The organism is Pseudomonas sp. AKS31 (genome assembly GCF_023634765.1).
Classification (GTDB): Bacteria; Pseudomonadota; Gammaproteobacteria; order Pseudomonadales; family Pseudomonadaceae; genus Aquipseudomonas.
Window position 1 is genome coordinate 501,774 of the sequence record NZ_JAMLFX010000001.1, and the last position, 24,825, is coordinate 526,598.

20 protein-coding genes are annotated in these 24,825 nt (G+C 58.6%); 18 read left to right on the forward strand and 2 right to left on the reverse strand.

Annotated features, from left to right (window positions below; all coding sequences use genetic code 11):
• Window positions 1–90 precede the first annotated feature (90 nt).
• Together M9827_RS02130 and map are read right to left on the reverse strand one after the other, a co-directional pair.
• Window positions 91–2,793 (reverse strand): [protein-PII] uridylyltransferase, encoded by a 2,703-nt coding sequence (locus M9827_RS02130; protein WP_250603084.1) that lies wholly within the window; start codon window positions 2,791–2,793, stop codon window positions 91–93.
• 41 nt (window positions 2,794–2,834) lie between these two features.
• Entirely contained in the window at window positions 2,835–3,617 is a 783-nt protein-coding gene (map, locus tag M9827_RS02135) for a type I methionyl aminopeptidase (protein WP_250603086.1), read from the reverse strand.
• 373 nt (window positions 3,618–3,990) lie between these two features.
• Between map and rpsB the strand changes: the two genes are divergently transcribed.
• From rpsB to tilS, 18 genes are all read left to right on the forward strand, one after another.
• A complete protein-coding gene (rpsB, locus tag M9827_RS02140; RefSeq protein WP_003222119.1) occupies window positions 3,991–4,728 on the forward strand; it encodes a 30S ribosomal protein S2 in 738 nt (245 codons plus the stop codon).
• 190 nt (window positions 4,729–4,918) lie between these two features.
• Entirely contained in the window at window positions 4,919–5,782 is an 864-nt protein-coding gene (gene tsf, locus M9827_RS02145; protein ID WP_250603088.1) for a translation elongation factor Ts, read from the forward strand.
• 209 nt (window positions 5,783–5,991) lie between these two features.
• The gene (pyrH, locus tag M9827_RS02150; protein ID WP_003222124.1) at window positions 5,992–6,735 is read left to right on the forward strand and encodes a UMP kinase; all 744 of its coding nucleotides are present in this window, start codon (window positions 5,992–5,994) and stop codon (window positions 6,733–6,735) included.
• Window positions 6,732–7,289 carry a ribosome recycling factor gene (gene frr, locus M9827_RS02155; protein WP_047291868.1) on the forward strand — a complete coding sequence of 186 codons (558 nt, stop codon included), beginning with the start codon at window positions 6,732–6,734 and terminating at the stop codon, window positions 7,287–7,289. Before pyrH ends, frr begins: the two co-directional genes overlap by 4 nt.
• Window positions 7,290–7,303: 14 nt before the next feature.
• Entirely contained in the window at window positions 7,304–8,059 is a 756-nt protein-coding gene (gene uppS / locus M9827_RS02160; protein ID WP_250603091.1) for a polyprenyl diphosphate synthase, read from the forward strand.
• Window positions 8,059–8,865 carry a phosphatidate cytidylyltransferase gene (locus M9827_RS02165; RefSeq protein WP_250603093.1) on the forward strand — a complete coding sequence of 269 codons (807 nt, stop codon included), beginning with the start codon at window positions 8,059–8,061 and terminating at the stop codon, window positions 8,863–8,865. Before uppS ends, M9827_RS02165 begins: the two co-directional genes overlap by 1 nt.
• Entirely contained in the window at window positions 8,862–10,052 is a 1,191-nt protein-coding gene (gene ispC, locus M9827_RS02170) for a 1-deoxy-D-xylulose-5-phosphate reductoisomerase (protein WP_250603095.1), read from the forward strand. Before M9827_RS02165 ends, ispC begins: the two co-directional genes overlap by 4 nt.
• Before the next feature lie 54 nt (window positions 10,053–10,106).
• Window positions 10,107–11,459: a sigma E protease regulator RseP gene (gene rseP, locus M9827_RS02175; RefSeq protein ID WP_250603097.1), complete on the forward strand. Its 1,353-nt coding sequence runs from the start codon at window positions 10,107–10,109 to the stop codon at window positions 11,457–11,459.
• Window positions 11,460–11,533: 74 nt separating this feature from the next.
• Window positions 11,534–13,909, forward strand: coding sequence for an outer membrane protein assembly factor BamA (gene bamA / locus M9827_RS02180; RefSeq protein WP_250603099.1), 2,376 nt, complete (start codon window positions 11,534–11,536; stop codon window positions 13,907–13,909).
• 45 nt (window positions 13,910–13,954) lie between these two features.
• Complete coding sequence (locus M9827_RS02185; protein WP_007908849.1) at window positions 13,955–14,458, forward strand: OmpH/Skp family outer membrane protein; 504 nt, start codon at window positions 13,955–13,957, stop codon at window positions 14,456–14,458.
• 3 nt (window positions 14,459–14,461) lie between these two features.
• Window positions 14,462–15,517, forward strand: coding sequence for a UDP-3-O-(3-hydroxymyristoyl)glucosamine N-acyltransferase (gene lpxD / locus M9827_RS02190; protein WP_250603101.1), 1,056 nt, complete (start codon window positions 14,462–14,464; stop codon window positions 15,515–15,517).
• Window positions 15,518–15,623: 106 nt separating this feature from the next.
• On the forward strand, window positions 15,624–16,064 hold the full coding sequence (gene fabZ / locus M9827_RS02195; RefSeq protein ID WP_003222142.1) for a 3-hydroxyacyl-ACP dehydratase FabZ: 441 nt from the start codon (window positions 15,624–15,626) through the stop codon (window positions 16,062–16,064).
• Entirely contained in the window at window positions 16,061–16,837 is a 777-nt protein-coding gene (gene lpxA, locus M9827_RS02200) for an acyl-ACP--UDP-N-acetylglucosamine O-acyltransferase (protein ID WP_250603103.1), read from the forward strand. Before fabZ ends, lpxA begins: the two co-directional genes overlap by 4 nt.
• 2 nt (window positions 16,838–16,839) lie before the next feature.
• Window positions 16,840–17,970: a lipid-A-disaccharide synthase gene (gene lpxB, locus M9827_RS02205; RefSeq protein WP_250603105.1), complete on the forward strand. Its 1,131-nt coding sequence runs from the start codon at window positions 16,840–16,842 to the stop codon at window positions 17,968–17,970.
• A gap of 11 nt (window positions 17,971–17,981) precedes the next feature.
• The gene (rnhB, locus tag M9827_RS02210) at window positions 17,982–18,608 is read left to right on the forward strand and encodes a ribonuclease HII (protein WP_038357914.1); all 627 of its coding nucleotides are present in this window, start codon (window positions 17,982–17,984) and stop codon (window positions 18,606–18,608) included.
• A gap of 76 nt (window positions 18,609–18,684) precedes the next feature.
• On the forward strand, window positions 18,685–22,206 hold the full coding sequence (gene dnaE, locus M9827_RS02215; protein ID WP_250603108.1) for a DNA polymerase III subunit alpha: 3,522 nt from the start codon (window positions 18,685–18,687) through the stop codon (window positions 22,204–22,206).
• Window positions 22,207–22,345: 139 nt separating this feature from the next.
• A complete protein-coding gene (locus tag M9827_RS02220) occupies window positions 22,346–23,293 on the forward strand; it encodes an acetyl-CoA carboxylase carboxyltransferase subunit alpha (RefSeq protein WP_250603110.1) in 948 nt (315 codons plus the stop codon).
• A gap of 122 nt (window positions 23,294–23,415) precedes the next feature.
• Window positions 23,416–24,744: a tRNA lysidine(34) synthetase TilS gene (tilS, locus tag M9827_RS02225; RefSeq protein ID WP_250603111.1), complete on the forward strand. Its 1,329-nt coding sequence runs from the start codon at window positions 23,416–23,418 to the stop codon at window positions 24,742–24,744.
• Window positions 24,745–24,825: the final 81 nt, after the last annotated feature.

Here is a 24,825-nt window from a genome sequence, read left to right on the forward strand (position 1 = left end):
AGCTTTTCGAACGGGTACGGCTGGAGCTGGTTCAGAGCGTTGTTCATTGGGGCAGGGTCTCTCGCAAAGCCATTTGAATCCGGGGCGCCATCAAATACTGAGGCGCGACAGTTTGATATCGGGTTCCTGATTGACGCTCAGTTGCTCAACGATCGCATCCTGCAAACGGCTGCACAGCAACGGGTCGGACAACGGTTGGTTGTGGGCGTCGGTGATGAAGAACACGTCTTCGACCCGCTCGCCGAGGGTCGCAATCTTGGCGTTCTGCAGCGACAGGTCGAACTCAAGGAAAATCCCGCCGATCCGCGCCAGCAGTCCCGGGCGATCCGGGGCGGTCAATTCCAGAACCGTCACCGGACGCTGCGCATCGTTGTGAATCGTCACCTGCGGCGCAAAGGCGAAATGCTTGAGCTGACGCGGCACGCGGCGCTGGATGATCGTCGGGTAATCGTCCGGGTTGCGCAGGGCTTCGGTCAGGCCTTCGCGGATCTGTTTGACCCGTGCCGGGTTGTCGCCGATCGATTCGCCTTCGTTGTCGAGCACGATGTAGGTGTCGAGGGTGAACTGGCTGCTCGAGGTGATGACCCGGGCGTCGTGAATGTTCAGGTTGAGCTGGTCCATCGCGGCCACGGTCACGGCGAAGAAATCATGCTGGTCCGGTGCATAGATGAAGATCTGCGTGCCGCCCTCGAACTCGCGCTGGGTGGTTTCCTTGATCAGCACGAGCGGCCCGCCATCGACCGGTTGCTGCAGGATCGCATCACTGTGCCAGGCCACGTCGCCGGCGGTGTGGCGCAGGAAATAGTCATCGCCCAACTGCGCCCACAACTGCTCGACATCGTCCGGGTCGGTGCCACCACGCACCAGAATATCCAGCGCGGCGCTTTGGGTCTGGCGGATCTGCTCTTCGCGGTCCACCGGGTTTTCCAGGCCACGGCGCAAGGCGCGCTTGGTCTCGGTGTAGAGCTGGCGCAACAGGCTGGCGCGCCACGAATTCCACAGCGTCGGGTTGGTCGCGTTGATGTCGGCCACCGTCAGCACGTAGAGGTAGTCGAGGCGGGTTTCGTCGCCGACGGCCAAGGCAAAGTCGTGGATCACTTGCGGATCGGACAAGTCCTTGCGCTGGGCGGTGGTCGACATCACCAGATGGTTCTGCACCAGCCAGACGATCAGGCGACTGTCCCACACTGGCAGTTGATGACGCTGGCAGAACGCCTCTGCATCGACCGCGCCGATTTCCGAGTGATCGCCATGCCGGCCTTTACCAATGTCGTGATACAGGCCCGCCATGTAGATCAGTTCGGGCTTGGGCAGTTTGGCCATGAGCTTGGCCGCCAGCGGAAATTTCTCCGAGACCTGGGTGTACTGCAATTTGCGCAGGTGCTTGATCAGGTTCAGCGTGTGCGCATCGACCGTATAAATGTGGAACAGGTCGTGCTGCATTTGCCCGACGATAAAGCCGAACTCCGGCAGATAGCGCCCGAGAATGCCGTATCGGTTCATCCGGCGCAGGTTACGGTGGATGCCGATCTTGCACTTGAACAGCTCGATGAACAGGCTGGTATTGCGAATATCGTTGCGGAAGTTGTCGTCGATCAGGTGACGGTTTTCCCGCAGCAATCGAATGGTGTCGGCGCGCACGCCTTTGATTTCCGGCTGCTGGGCCATCAGCACGAATATTTCGAGCATGGCGAACGGCGTGCGGCGAAACACGTTGTCGTTGCGCGCCTCGATATAGCCGTCGTGGAGCTGGAAGCGCGAGTTGATCGGCTGCGGCGGCGCTTCGTCTTCCGGGGCGAGGATGACTTCCTCGAAATGCTGAATGATCAGGTCGCTGAGCTGGGCGATGCTCATTACCACGCGGAAATACTGTTGCATGAAGTTTTCGACGGCCTGTTTGGCGTCGTCGCCTTCAAAACCGAGCAGGCCGGCGATGGTGCGCTGATGATCGAACAACAAGCGGTCTTCCGAGCGACCGGCGAGCATGTGCAGCGCATATCGCACTTTCCAGAGGAATTCCTGGGAAGAGGCGAGCAGGGCGTTTTCGCTCTCAACCAGAAAACCTTCGCCGGCGAGGGCGCGCAGGTTCAGGGTGCCGTACTGACGCCGGGCCACCCACAGAATCGTCTGGATATCCCGCAAGCCGCCGGGCGAGCCTTTGACGTTGGGTTCCAGGTTGTATTCGGTGTCGTTGTACTTGTGGTGACGGGCCTTCTGCTCGGCACGCTTGGCCAGGAAAAACTCCTTGGCCGGCCACATGTGTGCGGTGCTGGTGACGTCGAGCATGCGCTGGCGCAGACGCTCGGGGCCGCAAATGGTGCGGCTTTCCATCAGGTTGGTGACAACCGTGAGGTCAGCGCGAGCCTCTTCGGCACATTCGTCGACCGAGCGCACGCTCTGACCGACTTCCAGGCCAATGTCCCACAGCAGTGTCAGAAAACGCTCGATGGAGTCGCGGAAAACTTCGTGATCGGCGCTGTCCAGCAGGATCAGCAGATCGATGTCGGAATACGGGTGCAGCTCACCGCGACCGTAGCCGCCGACTGCGACCAGCGCGATGTCGGCGTCCTCGCTCCAGTTGAACTGCTCCCAGGCCTTTTGCAGGATGTTGTCGACGAACCAGGCACGGTCTTCGATCAGGCGGCGAATGTCGCGACCCTGGCGAAAACGCGTGTCGAGCACCTCGCGAGCCTGGCGGATCGCCTTCTTGAACGCCGCGATAGGACTCGCTTTCAGGGCCAGTTCAGCCTGGAACTGGCCGCGGTCGAAGAGTTCGGGATCCACCTGCGGCATCGATTGGCTTTCCTTCTATAAGGCTGGGAACGTTGTGTGGATCAGGCCGAGACGCGCGGGATGGTGTCATCGGCGCGCAGGGTAAAGATCTCGTAACCGGTGTCAGTGACCAGCAGGGTGTGTTCCCACTGGGCCGAGAGCTTGCGGTCCTTGGTGATTGCGGTCCAGCCGTCGCCCAGTACTTTGGTGTCGGCCTTGCCCTGATTGATCATCGGCTCGATGGTGAAAGTCATGCCGGCCTTCAGTTCCATGCCGGTGCCGGCGCGACCGTAGTGCAGAATTTGCGGTTCTTCGTGGAAGACCTTGCCGATGCCGTGGCCGCAGAATTCGCGAACCACCGAGAAACCATTCTTCTCGGCGTGCTTCTGAATCACTTCGCCGATGTCGCCGAGGCGGCAGCCGGGTTTGACGATCTCGATCGCCTTGTACATGCATTCCTGGGTGATCTGCGACAGACGCTCGGCCCAGACCGGCACTTCGCCGACGTGGAACATACGGCTGGTATCGCCGTGGTAGCCGTCCTTGATCACGGTCACGTCGATGTTCAGGGTATCGCCGTTTTTCAGCGGCTTGTCGTTCGGGATGCCGTGGCAGACCACGTGGTTGATCGAGGTGCAGATCGACTTCGGGTAGCCCTTGTAGTTGAGTGGGGCAGGGATGGCTTGCTGCACGTTGACGATGTAGTCGTGGCAGATCTGGTTCAGTTGATCGGTGGTGACGCCCGGTTTGACATGTTCGGCAATCATTTCCAGCACATCGGCGGCCAGTTTGCCGGCGACGCGCATGCCAGCGATGTCCTCGGGGGTTTTGAGGGTGACGGTCATACAGGCTCTCTCTGCGCTCGGCGGCGCTTGCTGATACGAATAGGGTGGCAGGTGTTCGATTGGCCACCCTGAAAAACGCGATTCTAACAGACGCACGGCGCAATTCAGCGCCCGCGTGCATCGCTTCTCTCTATACAATGGTGCGCTCGGGGCCGATTCCAAGGGGGCTGCGCCCATGTCCTTGGTGCGAATACAGATTCCGGGTTCCGTTTCTGCGCACCCTGTGGTATAAAATGCGCCGCTTTCCGGGGATGCTCCGAAAAGCTTAAATCCACACACGTGTCGACACGATGACCTGGGTGCTTTTGGCTTTATGCCACTGGTTGGTCATTGGGATACGTGGAGGCCAAACCCGACTTATCAAGGAACTATCATGTCCCAAGTCAATATGCGCGATATGCTGAAGGCCGGTGTGCACTTCGGTCACCAAACCCGTTACTGGAATCCGAAAATGGGTAAGTACATTTTCGGCGCGCGTAACAAGATTCACATTATCAACCTTGAAAAAACCCTGCCAATGTTCAACGAAGCTCTGACTTTCGTAGAGCGTCTGGCCCAGGGCAAAAACAAGATTCTGTTCGTCGGCACCAAGCGTTCCGCTGGCAAGATCGTTGCTGAAGAAGCAGCACGTTGCGGTTCGCCGTACGTCGATCACCGCTGGTTGGGCGGCATGCTGACCAACTTCAAAACCATTCGTGCTTCCATCAAGCGTCTGCGTGACCTTGAAGTTCAAGCCGAAGACGGTACTTTCGCCAAGCTGACCAAGAAAGAAGCGCTGATGCGCTCCCGTGACCTGGAAAAGCTGGATCGTTCGCTGGGCGGCATCAAGGACATGGGCGGTCTGCCAGACGCACTGTTCGTGATCGACGTTGACCACGAGCGCATCGCGATCACCGAAGCCAACAAGCTGGGCATCCCGGTAATCGGCGTTGTCGACACCAACAGCAGCCCGGAAGGCGTTGACTACATCATCCCAGGCAACGATGACGCAATCCGCGCTATCCAGCTGTACATGGGTTCGATGGCTGACGCAGTAATCCGCGGTCGCAACAATGTTGCTGGCGGCACTGTAGAATTCGCAGCTGAAGAAACTCAGGCTGCAGCTGAGTAATTAGCGCCCTGGCGTTAACTCAGTAAGCAAAAAGGGGGCTTGGCCCCCTTTTTGCCACCTCGAAAACCATTTGTCGGCAGCGCAGCTACAGCATCTGTAACGTGCAGCGGCTACAAGCTGGTTCGGGAAGAATTGAACGCCCGTTCGATCGGGTGGAATGGTTGAAAACCTATCCAAGAGGAATTTGAAAATGGCAGCAATTACTGCAGCGTTGGTCAAAGAACTGCGCGAGCGTACCGGCGAAGGCATGATGGACTGCAAGAAAGCCCTGGAAAAGGCTGGCGGCGACATCGAAAAAGCCATTGATGACATGCGTGCTTCGGGCGCGATCAAGGCTGCCAAGAAAGCGGGCAACGTTGCCGCTGAAGGCGCAATCGCCATCAAATCGAACGACAAGGCAGCCGTGCTGCTGGAAGTCAACTCGCAGACCGACTTCCTGGCCCTGCAAGATGACTTCAAGAACTTCGTTGCTGCCAGCGTAGAAAAAGCCTTCGACGAGAACCTGACCGATGCAGCTCCGCTGATCGCCGCTCAGGAATCGGCTCGTGAAGCTCTGGTTGCTAAAGTTGGTGAAAACGTCAACATCCGTCGTCTGGTCCGCGTAGAGGGTGACGTTGTCGGCACCTACCTGCACGGTAACAAGATCGGTGTTGCTGTTGTCCTGAAAGGCGGTGACGTCGAGCTGGCCAAAGACATCGCGATGCACGTAGCTGCAAGCAACCCTGAGTTCCTGCTGCCTTCGCAAGTTTCGGATGAAGCGATCGAGCGTGAAAAAGCTGTGTTCCTGCAGCTGAACGAAGAGAAGATCAAAGGCAAGCCAGAAAACATTGTTGAGAACATGGTCAAGGGCCGTATCAGCAAGTTCCTGGCAGAAGCAAGCCTGGTTGAGCAGGCGTTCGTCAAGAACCCTGAAGTCAAGGTTGGCGAGCTGGCCAAGAAAGCCGGCGCAGAAATCGTTTCCTTCACTTACTTCAAAGTAGGCGAAGGCATCGAGAAGCCGGTCGACAACTTCGCTGAAGAAGTTGCTGCCCAGCTGGCTGCCGCCAAGCAATAAGACGGTTTTTCAACTGTCGCCCGAAAGAGGCTGCCCGCTTACGCGCGCAGCCTCTTTTCAGATGGGGTTGCCAATTTTTATTGGTTTCCACTTGGAACTGACTTACAAAGCCATGTTCCGATGGCGCTGAAGCAGCGCCAAGCTAGAGTGAACGCCAGCTGTAAACAGCTCGCAAAGAATTTTTAAATACGCCGCAGGAGAGATTCGCAATGGCTCAGCAGGGCAGTGGTTATCAGGCTCGCTATAAACGCATTCTACTCAAGCTTAGCGGCGAGGCCCTGATGGGCTCGGAAGAGTTCGGGATCGATCCAAAAGTGCTGGATCGGATGGCGCTGGAAGTCGGCCAGCTGGTCGGCATCGGCGTACAGGTCGGTCTGGTGATCGGCGGTGGCAACCTGTTCCGCGGCGAAGCCTTGAGCAAAGCCGGTATGGATCGGGTGACAGGTGACCACATGGGCATGCTGGCCACTGTGATGAACGCCCTGGCCATGCGCGACGCGCTGGAACGTGCCAATATCTCGGCCATCGTGATGTCGGCCATCTCCATGGTTGGCGTGACCGATCACTATGATCGCCGCAAAGCCATGCGTCACCTGAACTCCAAGGACGTGGTGATTTTCGCCGCCGGTACCGGTAATCCGTTCTTCACCACGGATTCGGCAGCCTGCCTGCGTGCAATCGAAATCGATGCCGACGTCGTGCTCAAAGCGACCAAGGTCGATGGCGTCTACACCGCTGACCCGTTCAAAGACCCGCATGCCGAGAAGTTCGATCATCTGACTTATGATGAAGTGCTGGATCGCAAGCTGGGCGTGATGGATCTGACCGCTATTTGCCTGTGCCGCGACCACAAGATGCCGCTGCGCGTATTCAACATGAACAAGCCCGGTGCCCTGCTGAACATTGTGCACGGCGGCGCTGAAGGGACTTTGATCGAGGAAGGCCAACAATGATCAACGAAATCAAGAAAGACGCCCAAGCGCGTATGCAGAAATCCCTGGAGTCTCTGAACCACGCGTTCGGCCAGATTCGTACCGGTAAGGCTCACCCGAGCATTCTCGGCAGTGTCATGGTGCCTTACTACGGCACTGACACCCCGCTGAGCAGTGTGGCCAACGTCACCGTAAAAGACTCGCGCACCCTGCAGGTCGTGGCGTTCGAGCGCAACATGCTCGCTGCCGTCGACAAGGCGATCCAGAGCGCCGGTCTGAACCTCAACCCGACCAACCTGGGCGAGTTGCTGTTGATTCCTATGCCTGCCCTCACCGAGGAAACGCGTAAAGGCTTCACCAAGCAGGCCCGCAGCGCAGCTGAAGATGCGCGTGTTGCCGTGCGCAATATTCGTCGCGATGCCTTGGGCGAGCTGAAAAAACTGGTCAAGGACAAGGAAATCAGCGAAGACGAAGAGCGTCGTGCCATCGCTGATATCGATAAGTTGACCAAAGAATCCGAGGCCCAGATCACCAAGGCAACGGACGAGAAAGAAAAAGACCTGATGGCCGTATAAGGGTCGAGCTTTAAATGGACAAGACCAAGCAGACTGCGCCGTCCGCGGTGCCGCGCCATGTCGCGATCATCATGGATGGCAACAATCGCTGGGCGAAAAAACGCTTTATGCCGGGTGTCGCCGGGCATAAAGCGGGCGTGGATGCTGTGCGGGCCGTCATCGAGGTGTGCGCCGAGGCCAAGGTCGAGGTGCTCACCCTGTTCGCGTTTTCCAGTGAAAACTGGCAACGCCCGGCCGAAGAAGTCAGTGCCTTGATGGATCTTTTCTTCAAGGCATTGCGTCGTGAGGCCAAGCGCCTCAACGAGAACAACATCAGCCTGCGCATCATTGGCGATCGTTCGCGCTTCCATCCGGAACTTCAGGCAGCAATGCGTGAAGCCGAAGCGATGACGGCGGGTGCCAACCGTTTCATCCTGCAAATCGCCGCCAATTACGGCGGTCAGTGGGATATTGCACAGGCTGCCCAGCGTCTGGCACGTGAAGTCCAGGCCGGGCACCTGCGTCCGGAAGACATTACCCCGGATCTGCTGCAAACCTGTCTGGCGACCGGCGATCTGCCATTGCCGGACCTGTGCATCCGTACCGGTGGCGAACACCGCATCAGCAACTTCCTGCTGTGGCAACTGGCTTACGCCGAGTTGTACTTCTCCGACCTGTTCTGGCCGGACTTCAAACACGATGCCATGCGCAATGCGCTGGCCGATTTCGCTTCGCGCCAGCGTCGCTTCGGTAAAACGAGCGAACAGGTCGAAGCTGGAGCCCGGGTTTAATGCTTAAACAACGAATCATCACTGCGCTGATCCTGCTGCCGATCGCCTTGTGCGGCTTTTTCTTGCTCCAGGGTTCGGGTTTTGCCCTGTTCATCGGCATGGTCGTGAGTTTGGGCGCCTGGGAATGGGCGCGTCTGGCAGGCTTTACCGCTCAATCGTTCCGCGTTGGCTACGCCGCAGTCGTCGCATTGATGTTGTTCGTCATGTATGTGCTGCCCGGCCTGGCGCCGTGGGTGCTGGGGGCTTCGGTGCTCTGGTGGGCGGTGGCGACCTATCTGGTGCTGACGTATCCGCGCTCCAGCGAGCGTTGGTCCACGGCCGCCACCAAACTGGTCATTGGCCTGCTGATTCTGTTGCCTGCCTGGCAAGGCCTGGTGCAGATCAAGCAATACCCGCTGGGTAACTGGCTGATCATGGCGGTGATGGTGTTGGTCTGGGGTGCCGATATCGGTGCTTACTTCTCCGGGCGCAAATTTGGCAAGCGCAAGCTGGCCCCGCAAGTCAGCCCGGGAAAAAGCTGGGAAGGCGTCTACGGTGGTCTGGCACTGAGTCTGCTGATCACCGCGATTGTCGGCCTGGTGCGTGACTGGACCGTCGCCGAGCTGCTTAAAGGCTTGATTGGCGCCGCGCTGATCGTGTTCATTTCTGTTGTTGGCGACCTGACCGAAAGCATGTTCAAGCGTCAGTCCGGCATCAAGGACAGCAGTAATCTGCTGCCGGGTCATGGTGGTGTGCTTGACCGTATCGACAGTCTGACCGCAGCCATTCCAGTGTTCGCCGTACTGCTTTGGATGGCTGCACCGTGAGTCGGCCACAACAGATTACCGTTCTGGGTGCGACGGGCTCGATCGGCCTGAGCACGCTGGATGTCATTGCTCGTCATCCTGAGCGTTATCAGGTCTTCGCGTTGAGTGGTTTCACGCGTCTGAGCGAGCTTTTCACCTTGTGCGTGCGCCACGTGCCGCAATTTGCTGTGGTGCCTGAGGCGGCTGCCGCGCGTGGCTTGCAGGATGATTTGCGTGCCGCCGGTTTGCCGACTCGCGTGCTGGTGGGGGAGGAGGGCCTGTGTCAGGTTGCTGCTGCTCCGGAAGTCGATGCGGTGATGGCGGCAATCGTTGGTGCGGCAGGTCTGCGTCCGACCCTGGCCGCTGTCGAAGCGGGCAAGAAAATTCTTCTGGCCAATAAAGAGGCGCTGGTGATGTCCGGCGCCTTGTTCATGCAGGCGGTGCGCAAGAGTGGTTCGGTGTTACTGCCGATCGACAGCGAACACAACGCGATTTTTCAGTGCATGCCACAGGATTTTGCCCGTGGATTGAACTCCGTCGGCGTCCGTCGGATTTTGCTCACAGCCTCTGGCGGCCCGTTCCGACAGACGCCCATGAGTGAATTGGCGCATGTTTCACCTGATCAGGCATGTGCGCACCCGAACTGGTCCATGGGGCGCAAGATTTCGGTCGATTCGGCCAGCATGATGAATAAAGGGCTCGAGCTGATCGAGGCTTGTTGGTTGTTCGATGCAAAGCCTTTCCAGGTCGAGGTGGTGATTCATCCGCAGAGCGTGATTCACTCGCTGGTCGATTATGTCGACGGTTCGGTGCTGGCGCAGTTGGGCAATCCCGATATGCGTACACCGATTGCCAATGCCCTGGCCTGGCCGGAGCGTATTGATTCCGGTGTAGCACCGCTGGATCTGTTCGCCATCGCGCGTCTGGACTTCGAGGCGCCGGATGAACAGCGCTTCCCTTGCCTGCGTCTGGCGCGGCAAGCTGCCGAGGCGGGCGACAGTGCTCCGGCAATGCTCAATGCGGCCAATGAAGTCGCGGTGGCAGCGTTTCTCGATGGACGGGTCCGTTATCTGGAAATCGCGAGTATCATCGAGGAAGTCTTGAACCTCGAACCGGTTGTTGCGATGGCCGATCTCGAAGCCGTGTTTACGGCAGACGCCAAGGCACGAATCCTGGCCGAGCAATGGTTGAAGCGTCACGATCGATAAAATTTGCAACACAATGGCTACACGCGGTACTGAACAGGATTGCGGAGAAAGTAGATGAGCGCGCTCTATATGATTGCCGGCACCCTGATCGCCTTGGGTGTGCTGGTCACCTTTCACGAATTCGGCCACTTCTGGGTCGCGCGTCGCTGTGGCGTCAAGGTTCTGCGATTTTCCGTAGGCTTCGGCATGCCGTTGCTGCGCTGGCATGACAAGCAAGGCACTGAGTTTGTCATCGCGGCGATACCGTTGGGTGGCTACGTCAAGATGCTCGATGAGCGCGAAGGCGAAGTTCCAGTCGATCAGCTTGATCAGTCGTTCAACCGCAAAACCGTGCGTCAGCGTATCGCCATTGTCGCTGCAGGTCCCATTGCCAACTTCCTCTTGGCGTTGGTGTTCTTCTGGGTGTTGGCCATGCTCGGCAGCGAGCAGGTGCGTCCGGTCATCGGTGCGGTTGAATCCGGCAGTATCGCGGCCAGTGCCGGTTTGAGCTCAGGCCAGGAAATCGTTTCTATAGATGGGGAGCCGACTACCGGTTGGGCAGCCGTCAATTTGCAATTGGTCCGGCGCCTTGGCGAAAGCGGTTCTTTGCAGCTGCTGGTGCGTGAGCAGGGTACGACTGTCGATTCGCCGCGTGAGCTGAAGCTGGATAACTGGCTCAAAGGCGCAGATGAGCCGGACCCGATCCGCTCCCTGGGGATTCGTCCGTGGCGCCCGGCCCTGCCGCCGGTACTTGCCGAACTGGATCCGAAAGGTCCGGCCCAGGCGGCCGGCCTGAAGACTGGCGATCGTCTGTTGGCGCTCGACGGTCAGGCGCTGAATGACTGGCAGCAGGTCGTTGATACGGTCCGTACGCGTCCTGATACCAAAATCATGCTGCGCGTCGAGCGCGACAATGCTCAAATCGACGTCCCTGTGACCCTGGCAGCGCGTGGCGAAAGCAAAACGCCAAGCGGATATCTGGGGGCTGGCGTAAAAGCTGTCGACTGGCCACCGGAGATGATTCGCGAGGTCAGTTATGGGCCGCTGGCTGCAATTGGCGAGGGTGCCCGTCGCACTTGGACCATGAGCATTCTGACGCTCGATTCACTGAAGAAAATGCTGTTCGGCGAGCTCTCGGTAAAAAACTTGAGTGGACCGATAACCATTGCTAAAGTGGCGGGCGCTTCTGCCCAGTCGGGCGTCGCTGATTTCCTGAATTTCCTTGCTTATCTGAGTATTAGCCTGGGCGTTCTGAATTTGCTGCCCATTCCTGTACTGGATGGGGGGCATTTGTTGTTTTATCTGATCGAGTGGGCGCGTGGTCGTCCCTTGTCGGATCGGGTGCAAGGTTGGGGGATACAGATCGGTATCAGTTTGGTGGTCGGGGTGATGTTGCTTGCTCTGGTCAACGATCTGGGTCGTCTGTAACGCTTCGCTGAATTGCGAATCTGCCGCATTTTGCGGCAGTTTGTTTATTGCCAGTTGGAATAAGAAAGGACTTCATGAAACGTCTGCTGCTAACTGCGGTTCTCACCGTATTGATGATCGCCGAAGTTCACGCCGAGTCCTTCACTATCTCTGATATTCGCGTCAATGGCCTCCAGCGGGTCTCCGCGGGTAGCGTCTTTGGTGCCTTGCCGTTGAACGTCGGTGAGCAGGCGGATGATCGTCGCCTGGTGGAATCCACTCGTGCGTTGTTCAAAACCGGTTTCTTTCAAGATATCCAGCTGGGCCGCGAAGGCAACGTTCTGGTAATCACGGTCGTTGAACGTCCGTCGGTCGCCAGTATCGAGATCGAAGGCAACAAGGCGATCTCCACTGAAGACTTGATGAAAGGTCTCAAACAGTCCGGTCTGGCCGAAGGCGAGATCTTCCAGCGCGCCACCCTTGAGGGTGTGCGTAACGAACTGCAACGTCAGTACGTCGCGCAAGGTCGCTACTCGGCTACCGTTGATACCGAAGTGGTCTCGCAGCCGCGTAACCGCGTGGGTCTGAAAGTGAAGATCAACGAAGGTACCGTTGCGGCCATTCAGCACATCAACGTGGTGGGCAACACGGTTTTCCCTGAAGAAGACCTGACCGACCTGTTCGAACTGAAAACCACCAACTGGCTGTCGTTCTTCAAGAACGATGACAAGTACGCCCGTGAAAAGCTTTCCGGTGACCTGGAGCGTCTGCGTTCCTACTACCTGGACCGTGGCTATATCAACATGGATATCGCTTCGACCCAGGTCTCCATCACCCCGGACAAGAAGCACGTCTACATCACTGTCAACGTCACCGAAGGCGAGAAGTACACCGTTCGTGACGTCAAGCTCAGCGGTGATCTGAAAGTCCCTGAAGATCAGGTCAAGTCCCTGCTGCTGGTGCAGAAAGGCCAGGTGTTCTCGCGCAAGCTGATGACCACCACATCCGAGCTGATCACCCGTCGTCTGGGTAACGAGGGTTACACCTTCGCCAACGTCAACGGCGTACCTCAGCCGCACGATGATGATCACACCGTCGATATTCTGTTCGCTGTTGATCCGGGCAAGCGTGCCTACGTCAACCGCATCAACTTCCGTGGCAACACCAAGTCGGAAGACGAAGTGCTGCGTCGTGAAATGCGTCAGATGGAAGGCGGCTGGGCTTCGACTTACCTGATCGACCAGTCTAAAACCCGTCTTGAGCGTCTGGGCTTCTTTAAAGAAGTCAACGTTGAAACCCCGGCTGTTCCGGGTGTGGACGATCAGGTTGACGTGAACTACGCCGTTGAAGAGCAGGCTTCCGGTTCGATTACCGCCAGCGTCGGTTTCGCCCAGAGTGCCGGTTTGATCCTCGGTGGTTCGATCACCCAGAACAACTTCCTCGGTACCGGTAACCGCGTCAGCGTCGGCCTGACCCGCAGTGAATACCAGAGCCGCTACAACTTCGGCTACGTTGACCCGTACTGGACCGCCGATGGCGTGAGCCTGGGTTACAACGCGTTCTATCGCACCACTGACTACAAAGACCTCGACGTCGACGTAGCCAGCTATGCGGTCGACAGCCTGGGTGCCGGCGTGAACGTTGGCTACCCGATCAGCGAGACTTCGCGTCTGACCTTTGGTCTGTCGGTTCAACAGGACGAGATCAAGACCGGTACCTACACCGTTGACGAGATTTTCGACTTCGTTAACAAGGAAGGCGACAAATACCTGAACTTCAAGGCTTCGGCCGGCTGGTCCGAGTCGACACTGAACAAAGGCGTACTGCCAACCCGTGGTCGTTCCCAGAGCCTGACTCTGGAAACCACCGTGCCAGGCAGCGACCTGTCGTTCTACAAACTTGATTACCGTGGTCAGTTGTTCCAGCCGATCAGCGAGAACTACACCCTGCGTCTGCACACAGAGCTGGGTTATGGCGACGGTTACGGCGGGACTGATGGCTTGCCGTTCTATGAAAACTACTATGCTGGTGGTTTCAACTCGGTTCGTGGCTTCAAGGACAGCACTCTCGGCCCGCGCAGTACACCGAGCCGTGGTACCAACCCGGGCACGCTGGCTGACCCGGACCAGGATCCACTGCCGTTCGGTGGTAACGTCCTGATCCAGGGCGGTGTCGAGGTTCTGTTCCCGCTGCCGTTCGTGAAAGATCAGCGTTCCCTGCGCACCTCGGTATTCTGGGATGTGGGTAACGTATTTGACTCGCAGTGCAAGGACACGACTAACGCAAACGGCTCGACGTCGAACACCAAGTGCAACGACATCAGCCTGAGCAACATGGCCAGTTCCGTGGGTGTGGGTGTGACCTGGGTCACCGCACTGGGGCCTCTGAGCTTCGCGTTGGCCATGCCGATCAAGAAGCCGGATGAGGCTGAAACTCAAGTGTTCCAATTCTCCCTCGGCCAGACGTTCTAAGCGTCTGACCCAAGATAACGACAATGGATTTTGTAGGAGTGCATCGTGCGTAAGTTGACTCAATTGGTTCTCCTGGCCTCTTTGATGGTGGCAGGCCCGGCATTTGCCGACATGAAAATTGCCGTTCTGAACTATCAGATGGCCTTGCTTGAATCCGACGCGGCCAAGAAATACGCGGTAGATGCCGAGAAGAAGTTCGGTCCGCAACTGACCAAGCTGAAGACGCTGGAAAGCAGCGCCAAGGGCATTCAGGATCGTCTGATGGCCGGTGGCGACAAAATGCAGCAAGGTGAGCGTGAGCGTCTGGAGCTGGAATTCAAGCAAAAGGCCCGTGACTTCCAATTCCAGTCCAAGGAATTGAACGAAGCCAAAGCTGTTGCCGACCGCGAAATGCTCAAGCAACTGAAGCCAAAACTGGATAGCGCAGTGGAAGAAGTCATCAAGAAAGGTGGTTTTGACCTGGTGTTCGAGCGTGGCGCAGTCATCGATGTCAAACCTCAGTACGACATCACGCGCCAGGTTATCGAGCGCATGAATCAGCTGAAGTAACCCATGACCGTGACTATCAAGCTCGGCCAGTTGGCCGAGTTTCTCGGCGCCACCTTGCGTGGCGACCCTGAGACGAAAATTACTGGGCTAGCCACTTTGCAAGAGGCTGGCCCAGCTCAGTTGAGCTTTCTGGCAAACCCTCAATATCGCAAATACCTGGCGGGCTCGCAGGCAGCAGCACTGTTGCTCAAAGAAGCCGACGTCGAAGGGTTTGCCGGTAATGCGTTGGTGGTGCCTGATCCTTACCTGGCGTATGCGCGTATCTCCCACCTGTTCGATCCGAAGCCAAAAGCCACTGCCGGTATCCATCCGTCGGCGGTGATTGCAGCGGATGCGGTGGTTGATCCAAGCGCCAGCATCGGCCCTTTCGTGGTGATCGAAGCCGGTGCGCGAATTGGTGCGCAGGTGACATTGGGTGCGCATTGCGTTGTCGGTGCCCGCAGCGAAATCGGTGAAGGCGGCTGGCTCGCCCCGCGCGTGACGCTGTATCACGATGTGCGCATCGGCAAGCGAGTGGTGATTCAGTCCGGTGCCGTGCTCGGTGGCGAAGGCTTCGGTTTTGCCAACGAAAAAGGCATCTGGCAGAAAATCGCCCAGATTGGTGGCGTGACCATCGGCGACGATGTCGAGATTGGCGTGAATACCGCCATCGACCGCGGCGCGCTGGCCGATACCGTGATCGGCAATGGCGTGAAGCTCGACAACCAGATCCAGATCGCCCACAACGTTCAGGTCGGTGATCACACCGCCATGGCAGCGTGCGTCGGGATCTCCGGCAGCACTAAAATCGGCAAGCATTGCATGCTCGCTGGTGGTGTCGGTCTGGTCGGCCACATTGATATTTGCGACAACGTTTTCCTGACCGGGATGACCATGGTGACCCACTCGATTACCGAACCGGGTGCCTATTCTTCCGGTACAGCCATGCAACCGGCGGCCGAATGGCGCAAAAGCGCGGCCCGCATCCGTCAGCTCGATGACATCGCGCGACGTTTGAAACAGCTGGAAAAGCGCGTAGGGGAAGTGACCCCTGACGGCAATGCTTCATCAGATGGCTGATACCATTTCCATATCAAGTGTGCACAGCCTCTAGACTGCCTCCTTGATTTGCTAGAGGAGTGCGCGTCAGTCGCGCTCCCAATCTTTACATAGGCTTCCCCCCGAAATGATGGACATCAACGAGATTCGCGAATACCTGCCTCACCGTTACCCGTTCCTGCTGGTGGACCGGGTGGTGGAACTGGACACTGAAGGCAAGCGCATTCGCGCCTACAAGAATGTCAGCATCAATGAACCGTTCTTCAATGGTCACTTCCCGGCGCACCCGATCATGCCGGGCGTGCTGATCATCGAGGCGATGGCTCAGGCTGCCGGGATCCTCGGTTTCAAAATGCTCGATGTGAAGCCTGCCGATGGCACGCTTTATTACTTCGTCGGCTCCGACAAGCTGCGCTTCCGCCAGCCTGTGTTGCCGGGCGATCAGTTGATCCTTGAAGCCAAGTTCATCAGCTGCAAGCGTCAGATCTGGAAATTCGAATGCCAGGCTTCGGTCGATGGCAAGCCGGTCTGCTCGGCTGAAATCATCTGTGCGGAACGCAAGCTATGAGTTTGATTGACCCTCGCGCAATCATCGATCCGTCGGCCGTTCTGGCTGATGGCGTCGAGGTCGGCCCGTGGTCGATCATCGGCGCAGGTGTGGAAATCGGCGAGGGTACCGTGATCGGGCCGCATGTAATCCTCAAAGGCCCGACCCGCATCGGCAAGCACAATCGCATCTACCAGTTTTCCTCGGTAGGCGAAGACACACCCGATCTGAAATACAAAGGTGAAGAAACCCGTCTGGTGATCGGTGACCACAACGTCATCCGTGAAGGCGTGACGATTCACCGCGGCACCGTGCAGGACCGTTCGGAAACCACGTTGGGCGATCACAATCTGATCATGGCCTATGCGCACATCGGGCATGACAGCGTTATCGGTAACCACTGCATTCTGGTCAACAACACCGCGTTGGCCGGCCATGTGCACGTGGATGACTGGGCGATCCTCTCCGGCTTCACTCTGGTTCACCAGTATTGCCACATCGGCGCCCACAGTTTTTCCGGTATGGGCACCGCCATCGGCAAGGACGTTCCGGCGTTCGTCACCGTGTTTGGCAACCCGGCCGAAGCGCGCAGCATGAACTTCGAAGGCATGCGCCGTCGCGGTTTCAGCGAGGATGCGATTCACATGCTGCGTCGAGCTTACAAAACCGTCTATCGCCAAGGCCTTACGGTCGAGCAGGCGCTGGCCGAACTGGCCGAACCTGCTGCGCAATTCCCGGAAGTCGCGGTATTCCGTGATTCCATCCAGTCGTCGACTCGCGGCATCACTCGCTGATCATGGCCAATCTGCGTATTGCGCTGGTGGCCGGTGAAGCTTCCGGTGACATTCTCGGCGCCGGCCTCATGCGTGCGCTCAAGGCTCAGCATCCGGCGGTCGAGTTCATCGGTGTCGGTGGCCCGTTGATGCAGGCCGAAGGGCTGACGTCCTACTTTCCCATGGAGCGCTTGTCGGTCATGGGGCTGGTGGAAGTTCTTGGACGGCTGCGCGAACTGCTCAAGCGCCGCAAGGACCTGATCGCTACGCTGATCGCCGAGAAGCCGGACGCGTTCATTGGTATCGACGCACCGGACTTCAACCTCAATATCGAACTCAAGCTGCGTCAGGCCGGGATCAAGACCGTGCACTACGTCAGTCCGTCGGTGTGGGCATGGCGGCAGAAGCGTGTGCTGAAGATCCGCGAAGGCTGCGACCTGATGTTGACGCTGCTGCCGTTCGAAGCAAAATTCTACGAAGAAAAAGGCGTGCCGGTGCGGTTCGTCGGCCACACGCTGGCCGATACCATTCCGCTGGAGGCTGATCGCGCTGCGGCGCGTGCCGAGTTGGGACTGCCCGACGGCCCGCTGGTGGCGTTGATGCCCGGCAGCCGTGGCGGCGAAGTCTCTCGTCTGGGCGCGCTGTTCCTCGATACCGCCGAACGTCTGCGGGCGATGCGCCCAGGTTTGCGCTTTGTCATCCCGTGCGCCAATCCGGAACGTCGCGCGCAACTTGAAGAGCTGCTCGCCGGTCGTGATTTGCCGGTGACCTTGCTCGACGGCAAATCCCATCTGGCCCTGGCTGCGTGCAACGCCGTGTTGATCGCCTCCGGCACCGCCACCCTTGAAGCGCTGTTGTACAAGCGGCCGATGGTGGTGGCGTATCGCTTGGCGCCGCTGACGTTCTGGATTCTCAAGCGTATGGTCAAGAGCCCGTATGTGTCCTTGCCGAACCTGTTGGCCCAGCGTCTGCTGGTCCCGGAATTGTTGCAGGATGATGCGACGGTCGAAGCACTGGCGCAGACGCTGTCGCCATTGATCGAAGGCGGCGAAGAACAGACTCGCGGCTTCGATGAGATCCATCGCACGTTGCGGCTGGATGCCTCCAATCAGGCGGCGGACGCCGTCCTCAACCTGATCGGTCAGACACGATGAGCAAGACAAGCATGCAAATGGGCCTGGATTTCACCCTGGTCGCCGAAGTTGAAGAACTGGTTGCCGGCGTCGATGAGGTCGGTCGCGGCCCGCTGTGCGGTGCGGTGGTGACGGCGGCGGTGATCCTCGATCCGAACCGGCCGATCCTCGGGCTTAACGACTCGAAGAAACTCACCGAAGCCAAGCGCGAAAAGCTCTACGACGAAATCATCGAGAAGTCCCTGAGCTGGTGCATCGCCCGCGCTGAAGTCGAGGAAATCGACGAGCTGAATATTTTGCACGCGACCATGCTGGCCATGCAGCGCGCGGTTGCCGGGCTGCACATCCAGCCGAAACTGGCGATGATCGACGGCAACCGCTGCCCGCAACTGCCGATGCGCGCCGAAGCGGTGGTGCAGGGCGACGGCAAGGTTCCAGCCATCGCTGCCGCATCGATTCTGGCCAAGGTCAGCCGCGACCGTGAAATGGCCGCCTTCGAATTGATCTACCCGGGTTACGGCATCGGTGGCCATAAAGGTTATCCGACGCCCGTTCATCTGGAAGCGTTGGCGCGTCTTGGCCCGACGCCGATTCACCGGCGCTCGTTCGCCCCGGTGCGCCTGGCTTACGAAGCGCTGGAAGGTCTGACGCAGGTTTAGTCGCAAGGCTGATGTTTTGTTCGAGGCCCGGTACAATCCGGGCCTTGTTGTCTCTATGTAACTGGACAGGATCACTATGCCGGCTTCATTCGTTCATCTACGCCTGCACACTGAATACTCCCTGGTCGACGGGCTGGTGCGGATCAAGCCGCTGGTCAAAGCACTGACGGCCATGAACATGCCGGCGGTCGCGGTCACCGACCAGAACAACATGTGTTCCCTGGTCAAATTCTATAAAAACACCATGGGCGCCGGGATCAAGCCGATCTGCGGCGCCGACCTGTGGCTGTCAAACAAAGACCCGGACGCACCGCTGAGCCGGCTCAGCCTGTTGGTGATGAACGCCAAGGGTTATCGCAATCTCACCGAGTTGATCTCGCGCGGCTTTATCGAAGGTCAGCGCAACGGCATGATTATTGTCGAGCGTGAGTGGGTCGCCGAAGCCAACGAAGGCCTGATCATGCTGTCCGCCGCCAAAGAAGGCGAAATCGGCATGGCCATGATCGGCGGCAACCCGGCCGAAGCCGAAGCGCTGGCGCGTGAATGGATGGCGGTGTTCCCGGATCGTTTCTATCTGGAAATCCAGCGCACCAATCGCCCTAACGATGAAGAACAACTGCACGGTGCGGTAGCGCTCGCCGATAAACTTGGTGCGCCGCTGGTGGCGACCAACGATGTGCGCTTCATCAAGCAGGAAGACTTCGCCGCCCACGAAACCCGCGTGTGCATCGGTGAGGGCCGCGCCCTCGACGATCCGCGGCGTTCGAAGAATTACAGCGATCAGCAATACCTGAAAAGCGCCGAGGAAATGATCGAGCTGTTCAGCGACATTCCCGACGCTATCGAAAACACCGTCGAAATTGCCAAGCGCTGCAACATCGAAGTAAAGCTGGGCACGCACTTCCTGCCCAACTTCCCGATCCCCGATGGCATGACCATCGACGAATATTTCCGCAAGGTCTCCTTCGACGGTCTCGAAGAACGCTTGGCGGTGCTGCTGCCCAAAGACACCACCGAAGACTACGAAGCCAAGCGCCAGGTCTATGTCGACCGCTTGAATTTCGAGCTGGATATCATCATCCAGATGGGCTTCCCCGGTTACTTCCTGATCGTGATGGACTTTATCCAGTGGGCCAAGAACAACGGTGTACCAGTAGGTCCTGGCCGTGGATCGGGTGCCGGTTCGCTGGTGGCTTATGTGCAGAAGATCACCGACCTCGACCCGCTCGAATACGACCTGCTGTTCGAACGTTTCCTTAACCCGGAACGGGTCTCGATGCCCGACTTCGACGTCGACTTCTGCATGGACGGTCGTGACCGCGTGATCGACTACGTGGCCGAGAAATACGGCCGCAACGCGGTAAGCCAGATCATCACCTTCGGTTCCATGGCCGCCAAGGCTGTGGTGCGCGACGTGGCGCGGGTACAGGGCAAGTCCTATGGCCTGGCGGATCGTCTGTCGAAGATGATTCCGTTCGAAGTCGGCATGACCCTGGAAAAAGCCTACGAGCAGGAAGAAATCCTGCGGGACTTCATCAAGGTCGATGAAGAGGCTGCGGAAATCTGGGAGATGGCGCGCAAGCTCGAAGGCGTTGTGCGTAACGTCGGTAAACACGCCGGTGGTGTGGTTATCGCGCCGACCAAACTGACCGACTTCTCGCCGATCTATTGCGACGAGGCCGGTGACGGCCTGGTAACCCAGTTCGACAAGGACGACGTTGAAGCGGCCGGTCTGGTGAAGTTCGACTTCCTCGGTCTGCGGACCCTGACGATTATCGACTGGGCGCTGAAAACGATTAACCGCGACCGCGCCAAGGTCAACGAGCCGCCGCTGGATATCGCGTTTATCCCGCTGGACGACAAACCGACTTACACGCTGTTGCAGAAAGCTGAAACCACTGCGGTGTTCCAGCTTGAATCCCGCGGCATGAAAGAGCTGATCAAAAAGCTCAAGCCCGACTGCCTGGAAGACTTGATCGCACTGGTGGCCCTGTTCCGTCCGGGCCCGCTGCAGTCCGGCATGGTGGACGACTTCATCAACCGTAAGCACGGCCGTGCCGAGCTGGCGTATCCGCACTCGGATTACCAGTACGAAGGCTTGAAGCCTGTTCTGGCACCGACTTACGGCATCATCCTGTATCAGGAACAGGTGATGCAGATTGCTCAGGTCATGGCCGGTTACACCCTCGGCGGTGCGGACATGCTCCGTCGCGCCATGGGTAAGAAAAAGCCCGAGGAAATGGCCAAGCAGCGCGGCGGTTTCATTGAAGGTTGCGCGACCAACAATATTGACGCCGACCTCGCCGGTAACATTTTCGACCTGGTGGAAAAATTCGCCGGTTACGGCTTCAACAAATCCCACTCCGCCGCCTACGGCCTGGTCTCGTACCAGACCGCCTGGCTGAAAGCTCACTACCCGGCGCCGTTCATGGCCGCGGTACTCTCGGCGGATATGCACAACACCGACAAGGTCGTGACCTTGATCGAGGAAGTGCGCACGATGAAGTTGCGCCTCGACGCGCCGGACGTGAACACGTCGGAGTTCAAGTTCACGGTGAACGACGACGGTCGCATCGTCTACGGTCTCGGCGCGATCAAAGGTGTTGGTGAAGGCCCTGTTGAGGCCATTACCGAAGCGCGTCAGGAAGGTCCGTTCAAGGATCTGTTCGACTTCTGCGCCCGTGTCGACCTCAAGCGCATCAACAAACGTACTCTCGACGGCTTGATCCGCAGCGGTGCGCTGGATCGTCTGGGGCCGTACTTCCACGACGAACAAAAGGCTTATCAGGCCAATATCGACCGTAACCGCGCCGTGCTGCTGGCGGCGATGGAAGAGGCGATCAAGGCGGCCGAACAGACCGCGCGTACTCACGATTCTGGTCACGCCGACCTGTTTGGCGGGCTGTTCGTCGAGGAAGACGCCGACGTTTATGCGTCGCATCGCAAGGCCAAGGAGCTGACCCTCAAGGAACGCCTGAAGGGTGAAAAAGACACTCTGGGTCTGTACCTGACCGGTCACCCGATCGACGAATACGAAGGCGAGATCCGCCGTTTTGCCCGTCAACGCATTATCGACCTGAAGCCGGCGCGCGATACGCAAACCGTGGCGGGGATGATCATTGCCCTGCGCGTGATGAAGAACAAAAAGGGCGACAAGATGGGCTTCATCACCCTCGACGACCGCTCGGGGCGGATCGAGGCGTCGCTGTTTGCCGATGCGTTCCATTCCGCGCAGTCGCTGTTGCAGACCGACGCGATGGTGGTGGTTGAGGGGGAGGTCAGCAACGATGACTTCTCCGGCGGCCTGCGCCTGCGGGTCAAGCGCGTGATGAGCATGGAAGATGCGCGTACCAACCTCGCCGAGAGCCTGCGCCTGAAGCTGCAAACCCAGGACCTGAAAGGCGATCAGCTACGCTGGTTGGGTGAATTGCTCAAACGTCATCGCGGCGCGTGCCCGATCACCATGGAGTACACCAGCCCGGATGCGAAGACCTTGCTGCAGTTCGGCGAGACCTGGCGGATTGATCCGGCGGATGCGTTGATTCAAGCCCTGCGTGACCAGTTCGGGCGAGACAACGTCTTCCTCCAATACCGTTGACCGGCAAGTGCCATCATTGCGCTTGCCCGCAACCTGAATTTTTAATCTCGACCTCAGCGCGCCTCTCCCTTAAGGTAGGGCGCGAATAGACAACCGGCCGGCCCAAGCTCATTTGGGACACGACCCAAGACGGACGCCTATGAACCCGAATTTTCTAGATTTCGAACAGCCGATCGCCGACCTGCAAGCCAAGATCGAAGAGTTGCGCTTGGTCGGTAATGACAATTCGCTGAATATCGGCGATGAGATCTCCCGCCTGCAGGACAAGAGCAAAACGCTGACCGAAGACATCTTCGGCAAGCTGACCAGCTGGCAGATCGCACGCCTGGCGCGTCACCCGAAACGCCCGTACACCCTCGACTACATCGAGCACATCTTCACCGAGTTCGACGAACTGCACGGCGACCGTCACTTCTCCGACGACGCGGCCATCGTTGGCGGTATCGCCCGTCTGGAAGACCAGCCGGTGATGATCATTGGCCACCAGAAGGGCCGTGAAGTGCGCGAGAAAGTGCGCCGCAACTTCGGCATGCCGCGTCCGGAAGGCTACCGCAAGGCTTGCCGCCTGATGGAAATGGCCGAGCGTTTCAAAATGCCGATCCTGACCTTCATCGACACCCCGGGCGCCTATCCCGGTATCGACGCTGAAGAGCGCAACCAGAGCGAAGCGATCGCCTGGAACCTGCGCGTGATGTCGCGCCTGAAAACGCCGATCATCGCCACCGTTATCGGTGAGGGTGGTTCCGGTGGTGCACTGGCCATTGGCGTCTGCGACCAGTTGAACATGCTGCAGTACTCGACCTACGCGGTGATCTCGCCGGAAGGTTGCGCTTCGATTCTATGGAAAACCGCCGAAAAAGCGCCGGATGCTGCTGAGGCGATGGGCATCACCGCCGAGCGCCTGAAAGGCTTGGGCATCGTCGACAAAGTGATCAGCGAGCCTCTGGGCGGCGCCCACCGTGATCCGGCCGCTGCTGCTGCATCGATCCGTACCGAGCTGAGCTCGCAACTGGCGATGCTGAAGAAGTTCGATAACGAAGCGTTGCTGAAGCGCCGTTATGATCGACTGATGAGCTACGGTCTCTAAGTCGAACGCAATACCCCTGTAGGAGCTGCCGAAGGCTGCGATCTTTTGACTTTGTTTTTCAAGATCAAAAGATCGCAGCCTTCGGCAGCTCCTACAGGGATCTTTGAGAAGCGGCCCTCTCCATGAATGCATCGAAGAGTGATTTGCCTTCACGGCTTCTGCCGCACCTTGAGCCTTGGCGCAACGCCGCTCATTGGCGCGTCGCGTTCTCCGGTGGTCTCGATTCCACCGTCCTGCTGCATCTGCTTGCCTCTCTGGCAAAAACCGAATCCCTTCCCCCGTTAAGCGCCATCCATATCCATCACGGCCTTCAGGCTGCGGCTGATGCGTGGCCGCAGCATTGTCAGTCCGTGTGTGATGCGCTGGGGGTGCCGTTGCTGATCGAGCGGGTTACGGTGCAACCGGGTGCCAGTCTGGAACGGGCGGCGCGGGATGCGCGTTACGCGGTGTTCGGTGCACAGACACTCGCCAATGACGTATTGCTCACTGGTCAGCACCGCGATGATCAGGCGGAAACGCTGCTGTTCCGGCTGCTGCGTGGAGCGGGAGTGCGCGGATTGTCGGGAATGCCACAGCAAAGGTCAGTGGGGCAGGGCATGTTGATTCGCCCGTTACTGGATGTCTCTCGAGCCGAGCTGGAAGCCTATGCGCAGGCTCACCAATTGGTCTGGATCGAAGACCCGTCCAATCAGGATCGGCAATTCTCGCGCAACTACTTGCGCCATCAGGTCATTCCACGGCTGACCGAGCGCTGGCCGCAAGCACAGGCGAGCATGGCCCGCAGCGCCGCGCATCTGCGTGAAGCGCAGGGGCTGCTCGATGAGTTGGCGCAGATCGATCTGGCCCACGCCGCCACCGCGCATGATTTCGCATGGCTGGGGCTGCCAACGCTGGAATTGGCGCCGCTGGCTGCGCTGTCTGCCGCCCGACAACGCAACGCCCTCAGTCACTGGCTGGAACCGCTGACCCGCTTGCCCGACACCGACCATTGGTCGGGTTGGGCAAATCTGTGTGATGCCGCTCCTGATGCGGCGCCAATCTGGCGTCTGGCCGATGGTGAGCTGCACCGCAGCGCCGGTCGTCTGTGGTGGCTCTGCGGTGACTGGCTACGCACGCCGATGATCGGCGCCGAGTGGCAGAGCCCGGCGTCAGCGCTACGCTTGGCGAATAACGGACGTGTCATGTTCAGCGGGCAGACTCCCGTCGGGCCTTTGCGCATTGCCTATCGTCAGGGCGGTGAAGTCATGCAGGTGGCGGATCGCGGTCGCCGTGACCTCAAGCGCCTGCTCAATGAGCGCGCGGTGCCGGGCTTCGTGCGTGGCAGATTGCCGCTGCTGTTTCGCGGCGATGAATTGCTCGCGGTGGCGAACCTGCCGGGACTTGATGGCCATGGGCAGGACGGCTGGAAATTGCATTGGCAGCCAACAGACGAAGATCAAGGTTTGAGCTGAAAGGAGCATTCCGGTAGACTACGCTCCCTTCTTGATACAACTTCTGTGGATTCGCCTGAATTGCAGGAGTTGCCGATTACC

Bases quoted from the DNA above. Each gene is read 5' to 3' on its own strand.
- M9827_RS02130 (WP_250603084.1), bottom strand. From the start codon at position 2,793: ATGCCGCAGGTGGATCCCGAACTCTTCGACCGCGGCCAGTTCCAGGCT.
- map (WP_250603086.1), bottom strand. From the start codon at position 3,617: ATGACCGTCACCCTCAAAACCCCCGAGGACATCGCTGGCATGCGCGTC.
- rpsB (WP_003222119.1), top strand. From the start codon at position 3,991: ATGTCCCAAGTCAATATGCGCGATATGCTGAAGGCCGGTGTGCACTTC.
- tsf (WP_250603088.1), top strand. From the start codon at position 4,919: ATGGCAGCAATTACTGCAGCGTTGGTCAAAGAACTGCGCGAGCGTACC.
- pyrH (WP_003222124.1), top strand. From the start codon at position 5,992: ATGGCTCAGCAGGGCAGTGGTTATCAGGCTCGCTATAAACGCATTCTA.
- frr (WP_047291868.1), top strand. From the start codon at position 6,732: ATGATCAACGAAATCAAGAAAGACGCCCAAGCGCGTATGCAGAAATCC.
- uppS (WP_250603091.1), top strand. From the start codon at position 7,304: ATGGACAAGACCAAGCAGACTGCGCCGTCCGCGGTGCCGCGCCATGTC.
- M9827_RS02165 (WP_250603093.1), top strand. From the start codon at position 8,059: ATGCTTAAACAACGAATCATCACTGCGCTGATCCTGCTGCCGATCGCC.
- rseP (WP_250603097.1), top strand. From the start codon at position 10,107: ATGAGCGCGCTCTATATGATTGCCGGCACCCTGATCGCCTTGGGTGTG.
- bamA (WP_250603099.1), top strand. From the start codon at position 11,534: ATGAAACGTCTGCTGCTAACTGCGGTTCTCACCGTATTGATGATCGCC.
- lpxD (WP_250603101.1), top strand. From the start codon at position 14,462: ATGACCGTGACTATCAAGCTCGGCCAGTTGGCCGAGTTTCTCGGCGCC.
- fabZ (WP_003222142.1), top strand. From the start codon at position 15,624: ATGATGGACATCAACGAGATTCGCGAATACCTGCCTCACCGTTACCCG.
- lpxA (WP_250603103.1), top strand. From the start codon at position 16,061: ATGAGTTTGATTGACCCTCGCGCAATCATCGATCCGTCGGCCGTTCTG.
- lpxB (WP_250603105.1), top strand. From the start codon at position 16,840: ATGGCCAATCTGCGTATTGCGCTGGTGGCCGGTGAAGCTTCCGGTGAC.
- rnhB (WP_038357914.1), top strand. From the start codon at position 17,982: ATGCAAATGGGCCTGGATTTCACCCTGGTCGCCGAAGTTGAAGAACTG.
- dnaE (WP_250603108.1), top strand. From the start codon at position 18,685: ATGCCGGCTTCATTCGTTCATCTACGCCTGCACACTGAATACTCCCTG.
- M9827_RS02220 (WP_250603110.1), top strand. From the start codon at position 22,346: ATGAACCCGAATTTTCTAGATTTCGAACAGCCGATCGCCGACCTGCAA.
- tilS (WP_250603111.1), top strand. From the start codon at position 23,416: ATGAATGCATCGAAGAGTGATTTGCCTTCACGGCTTCTGCCGCACCTT.